The following is a 15,345-nucleotide window of genomic DNA, read 5'->3' as shown; positions in this document are numbered from 1 at the left end:
TCGGCTGGGGAGGGGACCCTCGGGATGAAGGACGCAATGGTTCGTGAAATCGTTCGCTACCCCCAGGATTTCGCTCGGCCCACTCGATGCGGATGCCACCGCAGGGCTGATCACCGCAGCCGCGGATGTTGCGCTCGTGCTTGACCAGGCGGGCATCATCCGGGACATCGCCTTCAGCCAGGAGGATCTGGCGCGGGACTTCGATGGCCCCGACACCCTGCTCGGCCGCGCCTGGAGCGAGACGGTGGCCAAGGACAGCCGCGTCAAGGTCGAGGCCATGCTGGCGCGCGACCCGCCGAAGGATGCGGCACGCTGGCGCCACATCAACCAGGTGACGACGCGCGGCGCGACCATTCCGCTGCTGTGTTCTGTGGCGCCGCTGGGCGACGCCGGGCGGCATGTGGTGTTCGCGCGGGACCTGCGGCCTTTGTCGCAATTGCAGCAGCGTATGGTCGAGGTGCAGCAATCCATGGAGCGGGACTATTCCCGCCTGCGCCAGGCCGAGACGCGCTACCGCCTGCTGTTCCAGATGGCGATGGACCCGGTGCTGATCCTGGACGCCGACCAGCAGCGCATCCTGGAAGCCAACCCCGCCGCGCAGCGCCTGTTCGGCCGCAACGCCCGGCGCAGTTCGGCCCGCACCCTGGCCGAGATGTTCGAACCGGCAGACCGCCCCGCGGTGCAGGCCCTGCTGGCCAGCGTCCGCAGCGCCGGCCGCGCGGATGACGTGACCGCGCATCTGGCGGAAGGCGGCGAGGCGATGGTGGTTTCCGCCTCCACCTTCCGGCAGGAAGCGGGGCTGCTGTTCCTGGTGCGGCTCTCCGCGCTCGCGCAGCCCGCCGCGGCGCTGCCGGATACGCAGGCCCGGATGCTGAAGGTGGTCCAGGTGGCGCCCGATGGCTTCGTCGTCACCGATGCCAGCGCCCATGTCCTGACCGCCAACGCCGCCTTCCTCGACATGGCGCAGCTGGCGCATGAGGATCAGGCACGCGGGGAGACGCTGGACCGCTGGATTGGCCGGCAGGGTGTGGAGCTGGATGTGCTGCTCTCCAACCTCCGCAGCCGGGGCGCCGTCCGGCTCTACACCACCACGCTGCATGGCGCGCTGGGCGGGCAGGTGGAGGTGGAGATTTCCGCCGTCTCCGTGATGAATGAGGGACAATCCTGCTTCGGCTTCCAGCTGCGCGACATCGGCGCGCGCACCCGCCCGGCCGTGCGCGCCGCGGATGGCGCGACGCGATCGGTGGAACAGCTCACCGAGCTCATCGGCCGGGTGCCGCTGAAGGATCTGGTGCGCGAGGCGACCGACGCCATCGAGCGGCTCTGCATCGAGGCGGCGCTGGAGCTGACCGGCGACAACCGCGCCTCCGCGGCCGAGATGCTCGGGCTGTCGCGGCAGAGCCTGTACGTCAAATTGCGGCGCTACGGCCTTGGTGATCTCGATGACCAGCAGGGATAGCGAGATGGGCAATCCGGCGACCGGCATCGGCCTGCCCGCGCCCCGGCCTGCACCGCGCCTGCAGCCGGCGGCGGTGCTGGAGCTGTTGAAGCCGGTCACCTGGTTTCCGCCGATGTGGGCCTTCGGCTGCGGCGTCGCCGCCTCCGGCGTCAATGTGCTCGAGAACTTCCCGCTCATCGCGCTGGGCGTGCTGCTCACCGGCCCGATGGTCTGCGGCATGAGCCAGGCGGTGAATGACTGGTTCGACCGGCATGTGGATGCGATCAACGAGCCGAACCGGCCGATCCCCTCGGGCCGCATGCCCGGCATGTGGGGCCTGTATGTCGCCATCGCCTGGACGCTGGCCTCGCTGGCCATTGGCCTGGCGCTCGGCCCCTGGGGCTTCGCGGCGACGGTGCTGGCGGTGGTGATGGCCTGGATCTATTCCGCGCCGCCGCTGCGCCTGAAGCAGAATGGCTGGTGGGGCAACCTGGCCTGCGGCCTGTCCTATGAGACGCTGCCCTGGATCACCGCCGTCGCGGTGCTGACCGCCAGCGCGCCGGATGCGCGGGTGGTGGCCATCGCCGTGCTGTACGGCCTCGGCGCGCATGGCATCATGACGCTGAATGATTTCAAGTCGATCGAGGGTGATACCCGCTTCGGCCTGCGATCCCTGCCCGTCATCCTCGGCGCGCCGCGCGCCGCGCGGGTCGCCTGCCTGTTCATGGCGGCGCCGCAGGCGGTGGTGGTGGCGCTGCTGATGCTGTGGGGCATGCCGATCGCGGCCGGGCTGATCGCGGCATCCCTGCTGGCGCAGTTCGCCCTGATGCGGAAGCTGCTGCGCGATCCGCGCGGGCTGGCGCCCTGGTACAATGGCACCGGCATCACCCTCTACGTCGCGGGCATGATGGCCGCGGCGGTGGCGCTCGCCCCATGACCGCAACGCTTCCCCCGCTCGGCTGGCTCGGCATCATCCGGCTTGGCCTGGTGCAGACGGCGCTGGGTGCCGTGGTGGTGCTGACCACGGCGGCGCTGAACCGGGTGATGGTGGTGGAACACGCCCTGCCGGCCACCCTGCCCGGCGTGCTGGTGGCGCTGCATTACGCAATCCAGATGCTCCGGCCGCGGCTGGGCCATGGCTCGGACCAGGGTGGGCGGCGCACGCCCTGGATCATCGGCGGCATGGCGGTGCTCGGCCTGGGTGGCGTGCTGGGGGCGGTGGCGACGGCCTGGATGGGCACGGCCCTGGTTCCCGGCATCGCGCTGGCGGTGCTGGCCTTCCTGCTGGTCGGCATCGGCGTCGGCGCCGCCGGCACCTCGCTGCTGGTGCTGCTGGCCGCGCGGGTCGCGCCGGCGCGGCGGCCGGCTGCGGCCTCCCTCGTCTGGATCATGATGATCGCGGGCTTCGTGCTGACCACGGCCATCGCCGGGCGGCTGCTGGACCCCTATTCCGGCATGCGGCTTGTCGCGGTCTCCGCCGGCGTGTCTGTCATTGCCTTTCTGCTGGCGCTGGTGGCCGTGACCGGCATCGAGGGCAGGACCCGCGCCGCGCCGCCCGCCAGCGCCCGCACCGCCTTCGGCCCCGCGCTGCGCGAAGTATGGGCGGAGCCGGTGGCGCGGCATTTCAGCATCTTCGTCTTCGTCTCCATGCTGGCCTACAGCGCCCAGGACCTGATCCTGGAGCCTTTCGCCGGCACCGTCTTCGGCATGACCCTCGGCGAGACCACCCGGCTTTCATCCGTGCAGAATGCCGGTGTCCTGGCGGGGATGATTCTGGCCGCCCTCATCGGCACCCTCTCCGGCGGCCGGATCGCGGTGCTGCGGGGCTGCATCCTGGCCGGCTGCTTCGCGGCCTGCGCGATGCTGGTGGTGCTGGCCAGCGCCGGCATGGCGGGCGCGCATTTCCCATTGCGGGAAGCCTTCTTCGCCCTCGGCCTGGCCAATGGCGCCTTCGCCGCGGCCGCCATCGCCGCGATGATGCAGCTCGTCTCCCAGGGGGCGGAAGGGCGGCAGGGCGTGCGGATGGGCATGTTCGGCGCGGCGCAGGCCATCGCCTTCGGCGCCGGCGGGCTGGCCGGCACGGTGGTGCTGGATCTCGGCAGGCTGCTGACCGGCAGCGCCGGGGGTGGCTACGTCACAGTTTTTCTGGCCGATGCGGGGCTGTTCCTCGTCGCGGCATTTCTGGCGCTGCGCATCGGGCGCGCGCCGAGGCGACAGACCAGCGCGGGTAATGTCCCGCCGCTGATGGGGAGGCAACAGGCATGACCTTCATGATGGAGGAATTCGACGTCGTCGTCGTCGGCGGCGGCCCCGCCGGCGCTACCGCGGCGCATGACCTGGCCCGCCAGGGCCGCAGCGTGGCGCTGCTGGACAAGGCGGGGCGCATCAAGCCCTGCGGCGGCGCCATCCCGCCGCGCCTGATACGTGATTTCGAAATCCCGGACCATATGCTGGTCGCCAAGGTGAATGCCGCGCGGATGATCTCGCCCTCGAACCGCGAGGTCGACATGCCGATCGATGGCGGTTTCGTCGGCATGGTCGAGCGTGAACCCTTCGACGAATTCCTGCGCGTGCGCGCCGCTGAATCCGGCGCCACGCGCCTGACCGGCAGCTTCGAACGGATCGAGCATGATGCGGATGGCGTCGCCATCGTCGCCTACACGGCGAAGGGTGCGACGGAAGAAACCCGCATCCGCGCCCGCTGCATCATCGGCGCCGATGGCGCGCGCAGCGCAGTCGCCAAGCAATCCGTGAAGGGCGCGGAGAAGATCCCCTGCGTCTTCGCCTACCACGAGATCGTCGAAGCCCCGACGACAGAAGCACCCAAGTATGACGCGAAGCGCTGCGACGTGTTCTACCAGGGCAAGCTCTCGCCGGATTTCTACGCCTGGATCTTCCCGCATGGCGACAAGGTCTCGATCGGCACCGGCTCGGCGAATAAGGGCTTCTCGCTGCGCGGTTCGGTGAGCGAGCTGCGCGCCTCCACCGGCCTCGACAAGATGCGGACCATCCGGCGCGAGGGCGCGCCGATTCCGCTGAAGCCGCTGAAGCGCTGGGACAATGGGCGGGACGTGGTGCTGGCCGGCGATGCGGCGGGGGTGGTTGCACCTTCGTCCGGCGAGGGCATCTACTACGCCATGCTGTGTGGCCGCCTGGCCGCCGATGCCGCCGCCGAATTCTGCGCCACCGGCCGCGCCAGCGCGCTGCGGACGGCGCGGAAGCGCTTCATGAAGGCGCATGGCCGCGTCTTCCTGATCCTCGGGATCATGCAGTATTTTTGGTACTCCTCGGACAAGCGCCGCGAGAAGTTCGTTGCGATCTGCCAGGACAAGGACGTCCAGCGCCTGACCTGGGAGGCCTACATGAACAAGGAACTCGTGCGCAAAGACCCTTTGACGCACATCAAGATATTCTTGAAGGACATGGCGCATCTTGTCGGCCTCGCGGGGCCACGCCTGGACCGGACCGCCGCGACCTCGCGTGGAGACGCCTGACCATGCTGCTTTCTTCCCTCGATTCCACCGGTCCCCAGGGCCTTCGCCAACGCGGCGCCATTCATGGCCATTCGCCGCAGCACCGGCATTCCACGCGCACCCTGCCGCTGAAGGTGGGCACTCGCGGGTCGCCGCTGGCGCTGTGGCAGACGCGGCATTTCCTCGGCCTGATCACCAAGGTCTGCCCGCTGCTGCGGGAGGTGAAGGCCTTCGAGGAGTGCATCATCGCCACCTCCGGCGACCTGGTGCAGGACCGGCGGCTGGCCGATATCGGCGGCAAGGGCCTGTTCGCCAAGGAAATCCATGAGGCGCTGCTGGACGGAAGGGTCGATTTCGCCGTCCACAGCATGAAGGACCTGGAAACCGAGCTGCCGCCCGGCATCGTGCTGGCCTGCGCCCTGAAGCGGGAGGATAGCCGGGACGCAATCGTGCTCGGCCCGACCTGCCCCGGCGGCGCCTCCGACGACCCCTATGGCTGCCTGCCGCATGGCGCGCTGATCGGCACCGCCTCGATCCGCCGGCAAAGCCAGTTGCTGCATGCAAGGCCGGACCTGCAGGTCGAGATCATCCGCGGCAATGTGCAGATGCGCCTGGCCAAGGTGCGGGCGGAAGGCGGGCCGCAGGCCTCGCTGCTCGCCATCGCCGGCCTCAAGCGCATGGAGATGGAGCACGAGGCGGCGGTGGTGCTGGATGCGGAAACCATGGTCCCGGCGGCCTGCCAGGGCATCGTCGGCGTCACCGTCCGGGCCGATGACGTGGAGCTGCGCGAGCTGCTCTCCGCCATCGAGGACCGGGATGCCGCCTGCGTCAGCGCCGCCGAACGCGCCCTGCTGGGCTCGCTCGACGGGTCCTGCCGCACGCCGATCGGTGGCCATGCGCAGCTTCTGCCGGATGGCTCGCTGCACCTGACCGGGCTGGTGGCCCGTGCCGACGGGTCCTTCCTGCTGAAGCGCAAGCTGTGGGGCGCGCCGGCCGATGCGGCCGCCATGGGCCGGGAACTGGGCGACAGCCTGCGCAAGGACAGCCCGGCCGACATCTTCGGCTGACCAGTGGAGGGGGCTGCGGCCCCTCCCCACCGCCACATTCCGAAGCTTGTAATTGCGAATGATTCGCATCATCTAGGTCGCACCCTGTCACAGGACGACCATGCCCGAAGCTCCCTTCCCCCCTGCCGTGAATGAGGCGGTGCGCGCCTTGCTCGCCCGCGCCTCCGTCCCGCCCCGCCAGTTGCACGACCCGGCGCCGGATGCGGCGGCGCTGTCGCTGGCCGTTGCCGCCGCCACGCGGGCGCCGGACCATGGCGGCCTGCGTCCATGGCGCTTCGTCGGCATCCAGGGCGAGGCCCGCGCCGCCTTCGGCGAGCTGCTCGCCCGGGCCATGCAGGCCCGCGCACCGGAAACGCCGGAGGCGCGGCTCGATCTGGAACGGCTGAAGCCGCTGCGCTCCCCGCTGGTGGTGGCCGCCGGCGCCACCATCCGCGCCCATCCCAAGATCCCGGCCTGGGAACAGGAGGCGACGGCCGCCGCCGGGATCATGAACTTCCTCAACGCGCTGGATGCGATGGGCTTCGGCTGCTGCTGGCTGTCCTCCGCCGCCTTGCAGGACCCGGCCATCAAGGGCGCGCTGGGCTTCGCGGAGACGGACCGCCTGCTCGGCTGGATCTATGTCGGCACGCCGGAGGCCGGGCGCCCCCGCCCGGAGCGCCCTGCGCCGGACGGCTTCTGGCGGGACTGGCAGCCGGCATGACGGCGCCCGACCCCGCCCGCTGCATCCCCATCCTCGCCTCGCTGAACCTGGCGGAGACGCTGGACTTCTACCGCGACCAGCTTGGCTTCACCGGGGAGAGCTATGGCGACTATGGAATTGTGCGGCGGGAGGCGATGGAGCTGCATTTCTGGCTCACCACGCGGCGCATCGATGCCGAACACACCGCCTGCTACATCCGAGGCGGCCAGGTGCCGGCGCTGCATGCGGAATTCGCGGCGCGCGGCGTGCCCGGCCTGTCGCCCTTCGCGCTGCGCACCTGGGGCATGCATGAATTCCACCTGATCGACCCGCACGGCAATCTGCTGCGCTTCGGCTGCGCCGAGGTCTGACCAGGCCCTGCGGCGCGTAGCCGGTCAGGCCTCGGTCAGCCGCCCCAGCCCCGGGGCGAGGTCCGGGAAATGCTCCGCCGCGGCGTCGAACAGCAGCGCGCCGATCCGCAGATAGCCCCAGCCGGTGAAATGCACGCCATCCTCGGCGCGGAACACGCGCGTCGTTGCCGGAAGTGGCACGGCGGGCAGGAAGCGGCCCTCGGCATCGCTCGTCGCCTCCCAGGTATCCACCCAGATGGCGCCCGCCGCCTCTGCCGCCGCCTGCTGGATGGCATTGAGCTGGCGCACCGCGCCGGCGAACTGCGCCTCCCGCATATTGGGCAGGCCGAGCCAGACGGCGCGGGCGCCGGCATCGGTGGCGTGGGTCACCATCTCCGTCACCCGCCGCGCGTAATGCTCGGCATAGCCGGGCGTGCCGAAGCGGTGACGGGTGCGCTCCTCCCGCACCACCAGCGGGCGGAAGTCATTGGCGCCAATCCAGAATACGGCCAGTTGCGGCTGGTGTGCCGCCGCCAGGTCGCGGGTCACGGCGGTCCAGTCATGCTCATCGGTGCGGGTCACGCCGGTGGCGTGCAGCGTGCCGTTGATGATGCGCGGTGTCGGCCTGCGGCGCAGCACGGGGCTGAGCGACAGGAACAGGCCCTGCGCCAGCGAATCGCCCAGGAAAAGCAGGTTCAGCCGCTCCGGCACCGGCGCCGTATCGGCCGCGGCGGGCCGGCCCAGCCCACAGGCCGCCCCGGCCAGCAACAGGTGGCGACGCCCCAGCAGCATCGGCCGGGATGACTCGGTGGAAGAAAGGCTGCGACGCGACCGCATCCGAGACTCCGCATGCACGAGGAACTGCGCCACACTAGCAGTTGAATATGAACGGCATAAGGACAACCGGCGCAGCATGTTGAAACGACGGGGCCTCATTGCGTGCCTGGCGCTGCCCCTACTGGCCGGATGCCGCAGCCAGCCCGTCCCGACAAGCCCGGCCGCCGACGCCGCAAGGCGGGCGGAGGGGCTGGAGGGTGCCCCCGATCCGGCATTCGAGGCGCTGCTGCCCGCCGCCGCCGGCGACGATCCCCTTGCTCCACTGGGCGGGGCGCTCCGGGCATTGCAGGGCGGCGCCCAGGGCCGCGCGCTGGTGTTGCTGCTGGGCGACAGCCACATCGCCTTCCCGCGCCTGGCGGAACGGCTGCGGGAGCATCTGCAAGGGCGTTTCGGCGCGATCGGGCCCGGCCGCATGCCGCCCGGCCGGGCGCAGCGCGGCTTCCTGCCCGCCGGCCTGACGCTGGAGCAGGAGGGCGAATGGACCGCCGCCCATGCGCTGCGCGCCGCCACGCCCGGCCCCTTCGGCCTGTCCGGCTATCGCCTGGCGGGCTCTCGCGCAGGCGACCGGATCGGCCTGCGGGCGAGCGACCCGCGCGGCTTCGACCGGCTGCACCTGGTGCTGCAATGCGGACCCGATAGCGGCAGCTTCCGGGTGCTGAACACCGGCATCCCCGATCTGCCGCGCGCCACCCGCACCGCCCGCCCGACCACGCGGATCATCCGCCTGGACCTCGCCCCCGGCAGCCGGGAGGTGGCGCTGGAACTGGTGGGGGATGGCCAGGTCGAGCTGCTGGGCTGGGGCGTGGACCGGCGCGGCAATGGCGTGCTGGTCGAATCCTTCGGCATCAACGGCGCCACCCTCGCCACGCTGGATAATCGCGACCCGGCCATCCTGGCGCGGGAGCTGGCGGTGGCGCCGCCGGCGCTGATCATCCTGGAATACGGCACCAACGAAGCCACGGACCGGGATTTCGATGCCGCCGCCTACGGCCTGGCGCTGTCCCGTCGCATCGCCACGCTGCGCGCCGCCAGCCCGCGCAGCGGCATTTTGCTGATGGGCGTGCCGGATGCGGGCCGCCCGGTCCGGCGCGGCCGCGGCGCCTGCCCGGTCACCCCGCTGCCCGCCTTGCAGGCGGTGCGCGCCACGCAGCGCCGCGTCGCCGCCAGCGAAAGGGTGGGCTTCTTCGACTGGTCGGCGGAGGTGACGCAGGACCCCTGCCGCCTGCCCCGCCTGGTGCAGGCCAATCCGCCACTGATGCGGCCCGACCTGGTGCATTTCACCGCCGATGGTTATCGCCTGACCGCCGACAGGCTGCACGCGCATCTGCTGCGCGGCGCCGGCCTCGGCCCCGCCGGGGCCTGACGCCGGGCGATGCTGTTCCCGACCGGCCTGTTCGCGATCTTCTTCGCCGTGGTCTTCGCTGGCCATTGGCTGACCGTGCGCTTCCTGCCGGCGCTGGTGCTGCCCTTCCTGCTGCTGGCCAGCCTGGTGTTCTACGCCGCCTTCAGCCTGCCCTTCTGCGCCGCCCTGCTGGGCATCGGGCTATGGACCTGGGCGATCGGGCGCGGCGTGGCGGAGGGGCGGGGCGGCGGGCTGCTGTGGCTTGGCGTGGCCGGGGTGCTGCTGTGGCTCGGCTGGTTCAAATATGCCGGCTTCCTGGTGCGGGAGGCGTCGCCACTTGCGGTCGCGCTCGGCCTGCCGCCGTTGCCGGTGCCGGAGATCCTGCTGCCGGTCGGCATCTCCTTCTACGTGTTCCAGGCGTTCTCCTACATGGTGGATGTGCATCGTGGCGATGCGCGGGTCGAACGCTCGCCGCTGAAGGTGCTGGTCTACCTCACCTTCTTCCCACATCTGGCAGCCGGCCCGATTGTCCGCGCCGCGCGCTTCCTGCCGCAGTTGCACGCGCTGCCGGACCGCCAGCGCGTGCCGGTGGTGATGGGCGGCCTGTTGATCCTGGGTGGGCTGGCCAAGAAGATGCTGCTGGCGAATGAGCTGGCGACGGGGCTGGTGGACCCGGTGTTCCGCGACCCAGGCGCCTGGGGCGCGCTGGACATCATCCTCGCCTGCTACGGCTATACCATCCAGATCTGGCTGGATTTCTCCGGCTATTCGGACATGGCGATCGGGCTGGCGGCGCTGCTCGGCTATCATTTTTCGAAGAATTTCGACCAGCCCTTCCGCGCCCTGACCCTGTCCGAGTTCTGGCGCCGCTGGCACATCTCGCTCTCGACCTGGCTGCGGGATTATCTGTTCAAGCCGCTCGGCGGCAGCCATGGGCCGGAGGGCCGCACCCGGCGCAACCTGCTGCTGACCATGCTGCTGGGCGGCATCTGGCACGGTGCGGCCTGGACCTTCGTGCTGTGGGGGCTGCTGCACGGGCTGGCACTGGTGGTGGAACGTGCCCTTGGCGGGCGTGCTGTGCCGGCCTCGTTCGCCGGGCGGGTGCTGCGCTGGGCAATCACCTTCCACATCGTGGTCGCCGCCTTCGTGCTGTTCCGCGCGCCGGACCTCGCCACCATCGCCGCCCTGGCGCAGGGGATTGTCGATGGCGCGCCTGATGCCGCCCAGGGAATGGCCACCACGCCGCGGCTGCTGGCGATCATCGCGCTCGGCCTCGGCCTGCATTTCGTGCCGCCGGACCTGCGCCAGCGGCTGGAGGATGCGCTGCGGCCGCTGCCGGCGCCGCTGCTCGGCCTGGTCTTCGGCCTGGCGATGCTGGCCATCATCCTGGCGGCGCCGGAGGGTGTGGCGCCCTTCATCTACTTCCAGTTCTGACGGGGGACCGCGATGCGCCAGCCCTGGCTCGAAGCCCAGACCAGCCCGCTGCCGGATGATTTCTCCCCGCGCAGCGCCACGCGCCGGGCCGGTGCGGCGGCCTGGGTGGTGGGCCTGGCGCTGCTGGTCTTCGCCGCCGGGCGGTCCGGCGCGATGCTGGATGCGGCCTATGGGCTGCCGCTGGTGCCCGGGACGGAAGCCCTGATCGCCCTGGCCGAGGCCTGGGATGCCGCCATGGCCGCACTCGGCATCCCGAACCTCGTCGAGGCGGTTGCAGCCGCACTCGGCACCGGGCGCTGAGCCATCATCCCCTGCAGGCCCTCCCACCACGCCCGATAACCCGCCGCGGTGGGGTGGACGCCATCGGCGGTGGGGTATTCGCAGCGGGAGACCCGGCCGCGATGCAGGGCCGGCAGATGGGCAAGCGCTGCCTCGGCGCGGGTCTGGCTGTCCAGCAGCGCCCGGTCCAGCAAACGGCTGGCGGATTCCAGCGCCGCATCACGGGCGAAGCAGCCGGGGGTGGCCCAGATGATGCGCTCGGCCGGCCAGCGTTCCATGATGGCGGCGATCTGGCGCGGATAGGCCTCCGCCGCCTCCGTCCCCAGGCCGCGCAGGTCATTGGTGCCGAACACCAGCACCAGCCGGCCGACGCAACGCGGCGCCTGCTGCCGCAGCCAGGGCAGGCCGGCGCCGTTCTGGGCGATCACCTCGAAGCCGGCGGCGCGGGCGTGGGGTGCCATGCCGACCGCCAGGCTGTCGCCCAGCAGCACATCCGGGCAGGCCCAGGCCCGCCCGGCCAGCAGCATTCCGAAACCCAGGCTCGCCAGCCACCGCATCAACCGCCGCATGCTCCGCCCTACCCTCGCCGCATGCCACCGCAGGCATGAACCGGGCGTGAACCGCGTCTTGCATCGTTGGATGCGGCGCGCCCATATCCTGCCGATGGACCCCGAAATGGACCTCGATTTTTCCGAGGCGGAAATCCGCCGCTACTCGCGCCACATCCTGCTGGAAGAAGTGGGCGCGACCGGCCAGGCGAAGCTGCGCGCGGCGCGGGTGTTGCTGGTCGGCGCCGGCGGCCTTGGCTCGCCATTGGCGCTGTATCTCGCCGCGGCCGGCGTGGGAACGATCGGGCTGATCGACGATGACCGGCTGGAGCTGTCCAACCTGCAGCGCCAGGTGGCGCATGACACGGCCCGCATCGGCCGCAACAAGGCCGAGAGCGCCGCCGAGACCATCGCCGCGCTGAACCCGGAAACCCGGGTGGAGGTGCATGCGCGCCGCCTCGATGCCGCATGGGCCTGGGCCAATATCGGCAAATACGACCTGGTCTGCGACGGTACGGATAATTTCGCCACGCGCTTCCTGCTCGGCGATGCCTGCCATCTGCTGGGCCGCCCGCTGGTCTCGGCGGCGGTGCTGCGCTTCGAGGGGCAGCTTTCCGTCTTCCGCAGCCATGAAGGCGCGCCGCACCCCTGCCACCGCTGCCTGCACCCGGAACCGCCGCCGGAGGGGCTGGTGCCGACCTGTTCCGAGGCAGGCGTGCTCGGCGCCGTCACCGGCGTGATGGGCACGCTGCAGGCGACGGAGGTGCTGAAGCATATCCTCGGCATCGGGGAGAGCCTGTCCGGCCGGCTGCTGCTGTGGGATGCGCTGGACATGCGCTTTCGGACCGTGAAGCTGCGGCGTGACCCAGCCTGCGCGCTGTGTGGCGACGCGCCCAGCATCCGAGACCTGTCGGCCCATGCCGAACCCGCCGCGCCGGCCTGCGCGGTATGAACCGCAATCCGACGGATCGTGACCGATCCGTCCTCACGCGCCGGCGCTTCGCCGGGCTACGCGCCACTTGGCGCGGCGCCCATTTGGGCGCTCGCCCGCCTTCGGGGGGTCACACCCCATGGTCCCTGGCATGAGCCTCCCGCTCGGCATCCTGCTGCTGTCCGGCGCGCATGACCGGGCGCATTACGCCCTTGTACTGGCCACCGGCGCCGCGGCGGTGGGGCGGGATGTCGTGCTGTTCGCCAGCAATGCAGGCTGCCGCCTGTTCCTCGCCCCCTCCCCCCTGCTGGCCGATGCGCGGGAGGGGCTGCTGGCCGAACGCGGCGTCGCCACCCTGGCCGAACTGCTGGAAGCCGCGGCAGACCTCGGCATCCGCCGCATCGCCTGCGAGGCCGGGCTGAAGGTGGAAGGTCTCGCCGCCGCCGGGCTGGCGCCGGGGGTGGAAGTGGCGGGCGTGGTGACCTTCCTCGGCGCCGTGGGCCAGGGCCAGATCGCCACGCTGTAGCGGCCCCGCCCAGGGATCAGGCCTTTTCGCCGGGCGCCACCTCATCCCGCCCATCGCCGATGGAGGGCGGCGGCTCCACCACCCCGCCGACCGGCGCCTTGCGCCGGCTGCCGATGCGCCCGGTCCAGGCGCGGGTGAATTCGGCGCCGAGCAGAAACACCTGGGCCGAATAATACACCCAGAGCAACACCACGATCAGCGCGCCCGCCGCGCCATAGCGGGCGGCGATGCCGCTGCCGCCGAGATACCAGCCGATCAGCACCCGCCCGATGGTGAACAGGAAGGCGGTGACCAGCGCGCCCACCGCCACGTCCCGCCAGCGCAGCCGCCGGTCCGGCAGCACCTTGTAGATCGCGGCGAACAGCAGCGCGGTCAGCAGGAAGGACACGCCCATGTTCATCGCCCGCATCACCGGGGCAAATTCGGGAAACATCATGTCCGTCCAGGCGCCGAGCGCCGCCAGCAGCGCGCTCGCGATGAGGGACACCAGCAGCAGGAAGCCGGTGGCGCCCACCAGCCCCATGCTCAGCAGCCGGGCGCGCAGCAGGTAGGACACCGACATGGACGGTTCCTGCGTCTTCCAGATGGCGTTCAGCGCCCCCTGCAATTCGGCGAAGACGCCGCTCGCGGTGATCAGCAGCACCACCAGGCCGACCAGCGCCGGCACGCCGGTACCCTCCAGCCCGCCGGCATCGCGCACCATGGACTGCACCGCGCTGGCACCCTGTCGGCCCACCAGCGCGACCAGCTGGTCATCCACCGCGCCCTGCACGATCGCCTCGCCGAAGAAGACGCTGGCGATGCCGACCGCCACCACCAGCAGCGGCACCAGGGAGAACATGGTGTAGCAGGCAATCGCCGCACCCCGGGTCATCGCCTCATCGGCGATGTAGCCGCGGATGGTATCGGCCAGCAGGGCACGTGTCCGGGCCAGCAGCATTGGGGTCTCCTGTCACTCAGCGGGCAGAACGGTCGGCACCCGCGACGGTTGCGCACCGGTCGGACCGGCTTGGCAAGAGGCGGCCGCTCGCGTAGGCGGGACGAACAGCACGGAGGCGAAAAAGGTGGCGGATATCGAGATCGAGATCGCGGGCGAGATCTTCCAGGCCCGCTTCGAGGATGCGGAGGCGCCGAAGACCTGCGCCCGCTTCCGGGAATTGCTCCCCTTCAGCGACCGTATCATCCATGTGCGCTGGTCCGGCGAGGCCTGCTGGATTCCGATGGGCGACCGCGACCTCGGCATCGGGCATGAGAATGCCACCAGCCACCCGGCGCCCGGCCATGTCATCGTCTATCCGGGCGGGGTGAGCGAGACGGAGATCCTGATCGCCTATGGTCCCTGCTGCTTTTCCTCCAAGGCCGGGCAGCTGGCGGGCAATCATTTCCTGACCATCACCGGCGGGCTGGACCGCCTGGCCAGGATCGGCCGTTCCGTGCTGTGGGACGGGGCCAAGAACATCACTTTCCGGAAGGGCTGACTCAATGGGCGTTGCGATGGTTGATTCCACCGTCGGCGAGGGGACGCTCGCCGTCTCCGGCAAGCCGGTCGCGGTGCATTACACGGGCTGGCTGTTCGACGCGAAGGCGGCGGACAACAAGGGCCGGAAATTCGACAGCTCCCGCGACCGGGGGGAGGCGTTCCGCTTCCAGCTCGGCGCGGGCCAAGTGATTGCGGGCTGGGACCGCGGCGTGCAGGGCATGAAGGTGGGCGGCCACCGCACCCTGACCATTCCGCCCGAATTCGGCTACGGCGCGCGCGGCGCCGGCGGCGTGATTCCGCCGAACGCCACGCTGGTCTTCGACGTGGAGCTGCTCGAAGTCGGGTGATCTCCCCATGGGGCAAGCGGGAAAATCCCCTTGCCCCATGCGGCATCTGCTTGCTATTTCCGCCCCTGCATCAAGAGTTGGGCCGACGCCCAACGCCAACCTGCCCGCCCGGGCAAGGTGGCGCCTCCTTCACCGGGGGGATGCGGCCGTTCCGGCAATTATTCGGGAAGCGCCGCCGTCGGTCCGTGTTCAGGAGGACGGCGTGCTGGATTCATTAGGCGATGGCCCGGATCTCTCCCTTTTCCTGGGGCCTGACGACATGGCGGAATTCGTCGGCGCCGGCGCCTGGCGCGACCGCGCGGGGCGCTGCCGGCCGGCCCTGCTGTACGTGCTGCTGCACCAGCGCGGCGGCGAGACCTGGACCCATGCCTGCCGCATCCCGCCGGATCGCCGCCGCGGGCACCTGACCCTGCACCTGGAACGCGCCCTGCCGGGGGACCGCCGCGCGGAGCTGGCGGCCTGGCTGCGGCAGCGCATGGGGCCACGCGATTGACAGCGCCCACCGGCGCGTGATCCTGCGGCGACCGGGCAGGACACACCCACATGCAGACCAATCCGCCCATCCTGGTCGCCGGCGGCGGCATCGGCGGACTGGCCGCCGCGCTCGGCCTGGC

General features: G+C 70.8%; 17 protein-coding genes and 1 riboswitch. Of the genes, 14 read left to right on the top strand and 3 right to left on the bottom strand.

Translation table 11 applies throughout. The features are described 5' to 3' along the window. The first annotated feature begins 43 nt into the window (after nt 1-43). From ppsR to Q8S40_RS09495, 7 genes are all read left to right on the top strand, one after another. The gene (ppsR, locus tag Q8S40_RS09525) at nt 44-1,459 is read left to right on the top strand and encodes a transcriptional regulator PpsR (protein ID WP_305670195.1); all 1,416 of its coding nucleotides are present in this window, start codon (nt 44-46) and stop codon (nt 1,457-1,459) included. Continuing rightward, nucleotides 1,443-2,375, top strand: coding sequence for a chlorophyll synthase ChlG (gene chlG / locus Q8S40_RS09520; RefSeq protein WP_305670194.1), 933 nt, complete (start codon nt 1,443-1,445; stop codon nt 2,373-2,375). The genes ppsR and chlG overlap by 17 nt, the downstream gene beginning before the upstream one ends. Then, nucleotides 2,372-3,703: a BCD family MFS transporter gene (locus tag Q8S40_RS09515; protein WP_305670193.1), complete on the top strand. Its 1,332-nt coding sequence runs from the start codon at nt 2,372-2,374 to the stop codon at nt 3,701-3,703. Before chlG ends, Q8S40_RS09515 begins: the two co-directional genes overlap by 4 nt. Continuing rightward, entirely contained in the window at nt 3,700-4,932 is a 1,233-nt protein-coding gene (locus Q8S40_RS09510) for a geranylgeranyl diphosphate reductase (protein WP_305670192.1), read from the top strand. The genes Q8S40_RS09515 and Q8S40_RS09510 overlap by 4 nt, the downstream gene beginning before the upstream one ends. Nucleotides 4,933-4,934: 2 nt before the next feature. Continuing rightward, nucleotides 4,935-5,978 (top strand): hydroxymethylbilane synthase, encoded by a 1,044-nt coding sequence (hemC, locus tag Q8S40_RS09505; protein ID WP_304815483.1) that lies wholly within the window; start codon nt 4,935-4,937, stop codon nt 5,976-5,978. 100 nt (nt 5,979-6,078) lie between these two features. Further along, nucleotides 6,079-6,678: a nitroreductase gene (locus Q8S40_RS09500; RefSeq protein ID WP_305670191.1), complete on the top strand. Its 600-nt coding sequence runs from the start codon at nt 6,079-6,081 to the stop codon at nt 6,676-6,678. Continuing rightward, the gene (locus Q8S40_RS09495) at nt 6,675-7,028 is read left to right on the top strand and encodes a VOC family protein (protein WP_305670190.1); all 354 of its coding nucleotides are present in this window, start codon (nt 6,675-6,677) and stop codon (nt 7,026-7,028) included. Before Q8S40_RS09500 ends, Q8S40_RS09495 begins: the two co-directional genes overlap by 4 nt. Nucleotides 7,029-7,052: 24 nt before the next feature. Here Q8S40_RS09495 and Q8S40_RS09490 read toward each other — a convergent pair whose 3' ends face one another. Then, on the bottom strand, nt 7,053-7,799 hold the full coding sequence (locus Q8S40_RS09490) for a GDSL-type esterase/lipase family protein (protein ID WP_305670189.1): 747 nt from the start codon (nt 7,797-7,799) through the stop codon (nt 7,053-7,055). A 121-nt stretch (nt 7,800-7,920) separates the two neighbouring features. Between Q8S40_RS09490 and Q8S40_RS09485 the strand changes: the two genes are divergently transcribed. After that, nucleotides 7,921-9,207, top strand: coding sequence for a GDSL-type esterase/lipase family protein (locus Q8S40_RS09485; protein WP_305670188.1), 1,287 nt, complete (start codon nt 7,921-7,923; stop codon nt 9,205-9,207). A gap of 9 nt (nt 9,208-9,216) precedes the next feature. Next, the gene (locus Q8S40_RS09480) at nt 9,217-10,620 is read left to right on the top strand and encodes an MBOAT family protein (protein WP_305670187.1); all 1,404 of its coding nucleotides are present in this window, start codon (nt 9,217-9,219) and stop codon (nt 10,618-10,620) included. Nucleotides 10,621-10,787: 167 nt separating this feature from the next. Here Q8S40_RS09480 and Q8S40_RS09475 read toward each other — a convergent pair whose 3' ends face one another. Continuing rightward, nucleotides 10,788-11,456 carry an SGNH/GDSL hydrolase family protein gene (locus Q8S40_RS09475; protein ID WP_305670186.1) on the bottom strand — a complete coding sequence of 223 codons (669 nt, stop codon included), beginning with the start codon at nt 11,454-11,456 and terminating at the stop codon, nt 10,788-10,790. Nucleotides 11,457-11,574: 118 nt separating this feature from the next. Here Q8S40_RS09475 and Q8S40_RS09470 point away from each other — a divergent pair, with 118 nt between their 5' ends. Together Q8S40_RS09470 and Q8S40_RS09465 are read left to right on the top strand one after the other, a co-directional pair. Further along, nucleotides 11,575-12,399: a HesA/MoeB/ThiF family protein gene (locus Q8S40_RS09470; protein ID WP_305670235.1), complete on the top strand. Its 825-nt coding sequence runs from the start codon at nt 11,575-11,577 to the stop codon at nt 12,397-12,399. A 130-nt stretch (nt 12,400-12,529) separates the two neighbouring features. Further along, nucleotides 12,530-12,904 (top strand): DsrE/DsrF/DrsH-like family protein, encoded by a 375-nt coding sequence (locus tag Q8S40_RS09465; RefSeq protein ID WP_305670185.1) that lies wholly within the window; start codon nt 12,530-12,532, stop codon nt 12,902-12,904. A 16-nt stretch (nt 12,905-12,920) separates the two neighbouring features. Here Q8S40_RS09465 and Q8S40_RS09460 read toward each other — a convergent pair whose 3' ends face one another. Then, nucleotides 12,921-13,844, bottom strand: coding sequence for a YihY/virulence factor BrkB family protein (locus Q8S40_RS09460; protein WP_304815497.1), 924 nt, complete (start codon nt 13,842-13,844; stop codon nt 12,921-12,923). A 124-nt stretch (nt 13,845-13,968) separates the two neighbouring features. Here Q8S40_RS09460 and Q8S40_RS09455 point away from each other — a divergent pair, with 124 nt between their 5' ends. The 3 genes from Q8S40_RS09455 (at nt 13,969) to Q8S40_RS09445 (ending at nt 15,224) form a co-directional block, all read left to right on the top strand. After that, nucleotides 13,969-14,382 carry a DUF3830 family protein gene (locus tag Q8S40_RS09455; protein ID WP_305670184.1) on the top strand — a complete coding sequence of 138 codons (414 nt, stop codon included), beginning with the start codon at nt 13,969-13,971 and terminating at the stop codon, nt 14,380-14,382. Between the two features lie 16 nt (nt 14,383-14,398). Beyond that, entirely contained in the window at nt 14,399-14,731 is a 333-nt protein-coding gene (locus Q8S40_RS09450) for an FKBP-type peptidyl-prolyl cis-trans isomerase (protein WP_304815499.1), read from the top strand. A 62-nt stretch (nt 14,732-14,793) separates the two neighbouring features. Next, nucleotides 14,794-14,903, top strand: a riboswitch (SAM-I-IV-variant riboswitch). A gap of 30 nt (nt 14,904-14,933) precedes the next feature. Then, a complete protein-coding gene (locus Q8S40_RS09445) occupies nt 14,934-15,224 on the top strand; it encodes a hypothetical protein (protein ID WP_304815501.1) in 291 nt (96 codons plus the stop codon). Nucleotides 15,225-15,345 lie beyond the last annotated feature (121 nt).

Source organism: Falsiroseomonas sp., from assembly GCF_030695085.1.
Lineage (GTDB): Bacteria > Pseudomonadota > Alphaproteobacteria > Acetobacterales > Acetobacteraceae > Falsiroseomonas.
The sequence above is the reverse complement of the archived record's forward strand: the minus strand, read 5'-3'. Positions and strand labels throughout refer to the sequence as shown.

Excerpts from the sequence above, each read along its gene's own strand:
- Q8S40_RS09480 (WP_305670187.1), top strand. The coding sequence starts at position 9,217 with ATGCTGTTCCCGACCGGCCTGTTCGCGATCTTCTTCGCCGTGGTCTTC.
- Q8S40_RS09500 (WP_305670191.1), top strand. The coding sequence starts at position 6,079 with ATGCCCGAAGCTCCCTTCCCCCCTGCCGTGAATGAGGCGGTGCGCGCC.
- Q8S40_RS09460 (WP_304815497.1), bottom strand. The coding sequence starts at position 13,844 with ATGCTGCTGGCCCGGACACGTGCCCTGCTGGCCGATACCATCCGCGGC.
- chlG (WP_305670194.1), top strand. The coding sequence starts at position 1,443 with ATGACCAGCAGGGATAGCGAGATGGGCAATCCGGCGACCGGCATCGGC.
- Q8S40_RS09510 (WP_305670192.1), top strand. The coding sequence starts at position 3,700 with ATGACCTTCATGATGGAGGAATTCGACGTCGTCGTCGTCGGCGGCGGC.
- Q8S40_RS09450 (WP_304815499.1), top strand. The coding sequence starts at position 14,399 with ATGGTTGATTCCACCGTCGGCGAGGGGACGCTCGCCGTCTCCGGCAAG.
- Q8S40_RS09515 (WP_305670193.1), top strand. The coding sequence starts at position 2,372 with ATGACCGCAACGCTTCCCCCGCTCGGCTGGCTCGGCATCATCCGGCTT.
- Q8S40_RS09495 (WP_305670190.1), top strand. The coding sequence starts at position 6,675 with ATGACGGCGCCCGACCCCGCCCGCTGCATCCCCATCCTCGCCTCGCTG.
- hemC (WP_304815483.1), top strand. The coding sequence starts at position 4,935 with ATGCTGCTTTCTTCCCTCGATTCCACCGGTCCCCAGGGCCTTCGCCAA.
- Q8S40_RS09490 (WP_305670189.1), bottom strand. The coding sequence starts at position 7,799 with ATGCTGCTGGGGCGTCGCCACCTGTTGCTGGCCGGGGCGGCCTGTGGG.
- Q8S40_RS09485 (WP_305670188.1), top strand. The coding sequence starts at position 7,921 with ATGTTGAAACGACGGGGCCTCATTGCGTGCCTGGCGCTGCCCCTACTG.
- Q8S40_RS09470 (WP_305670235.1), top strand. The coding sequence starts at position 11,575 with ATGGACCTCGATTTTTCCGAGGCGGAAATCCGCCGCTACTCGCGCCAC.
- Q8S40_RS09475 (WP_305670186.1), bottom strand. The coding sequence starts at position 11,456 with ATGCGGTGGCTGGCGAGCCTGGGTTTCGGAATGCTGCTGGCCGGGCGG.
- Q8S40_RS09465 (WP_305670185.1), top strand. The coding sequence starts at position 12,530 with ATGAGCCTCCCGCTCGGCATCCTGCTGCTGTCCGGCGCGCATGACCGG.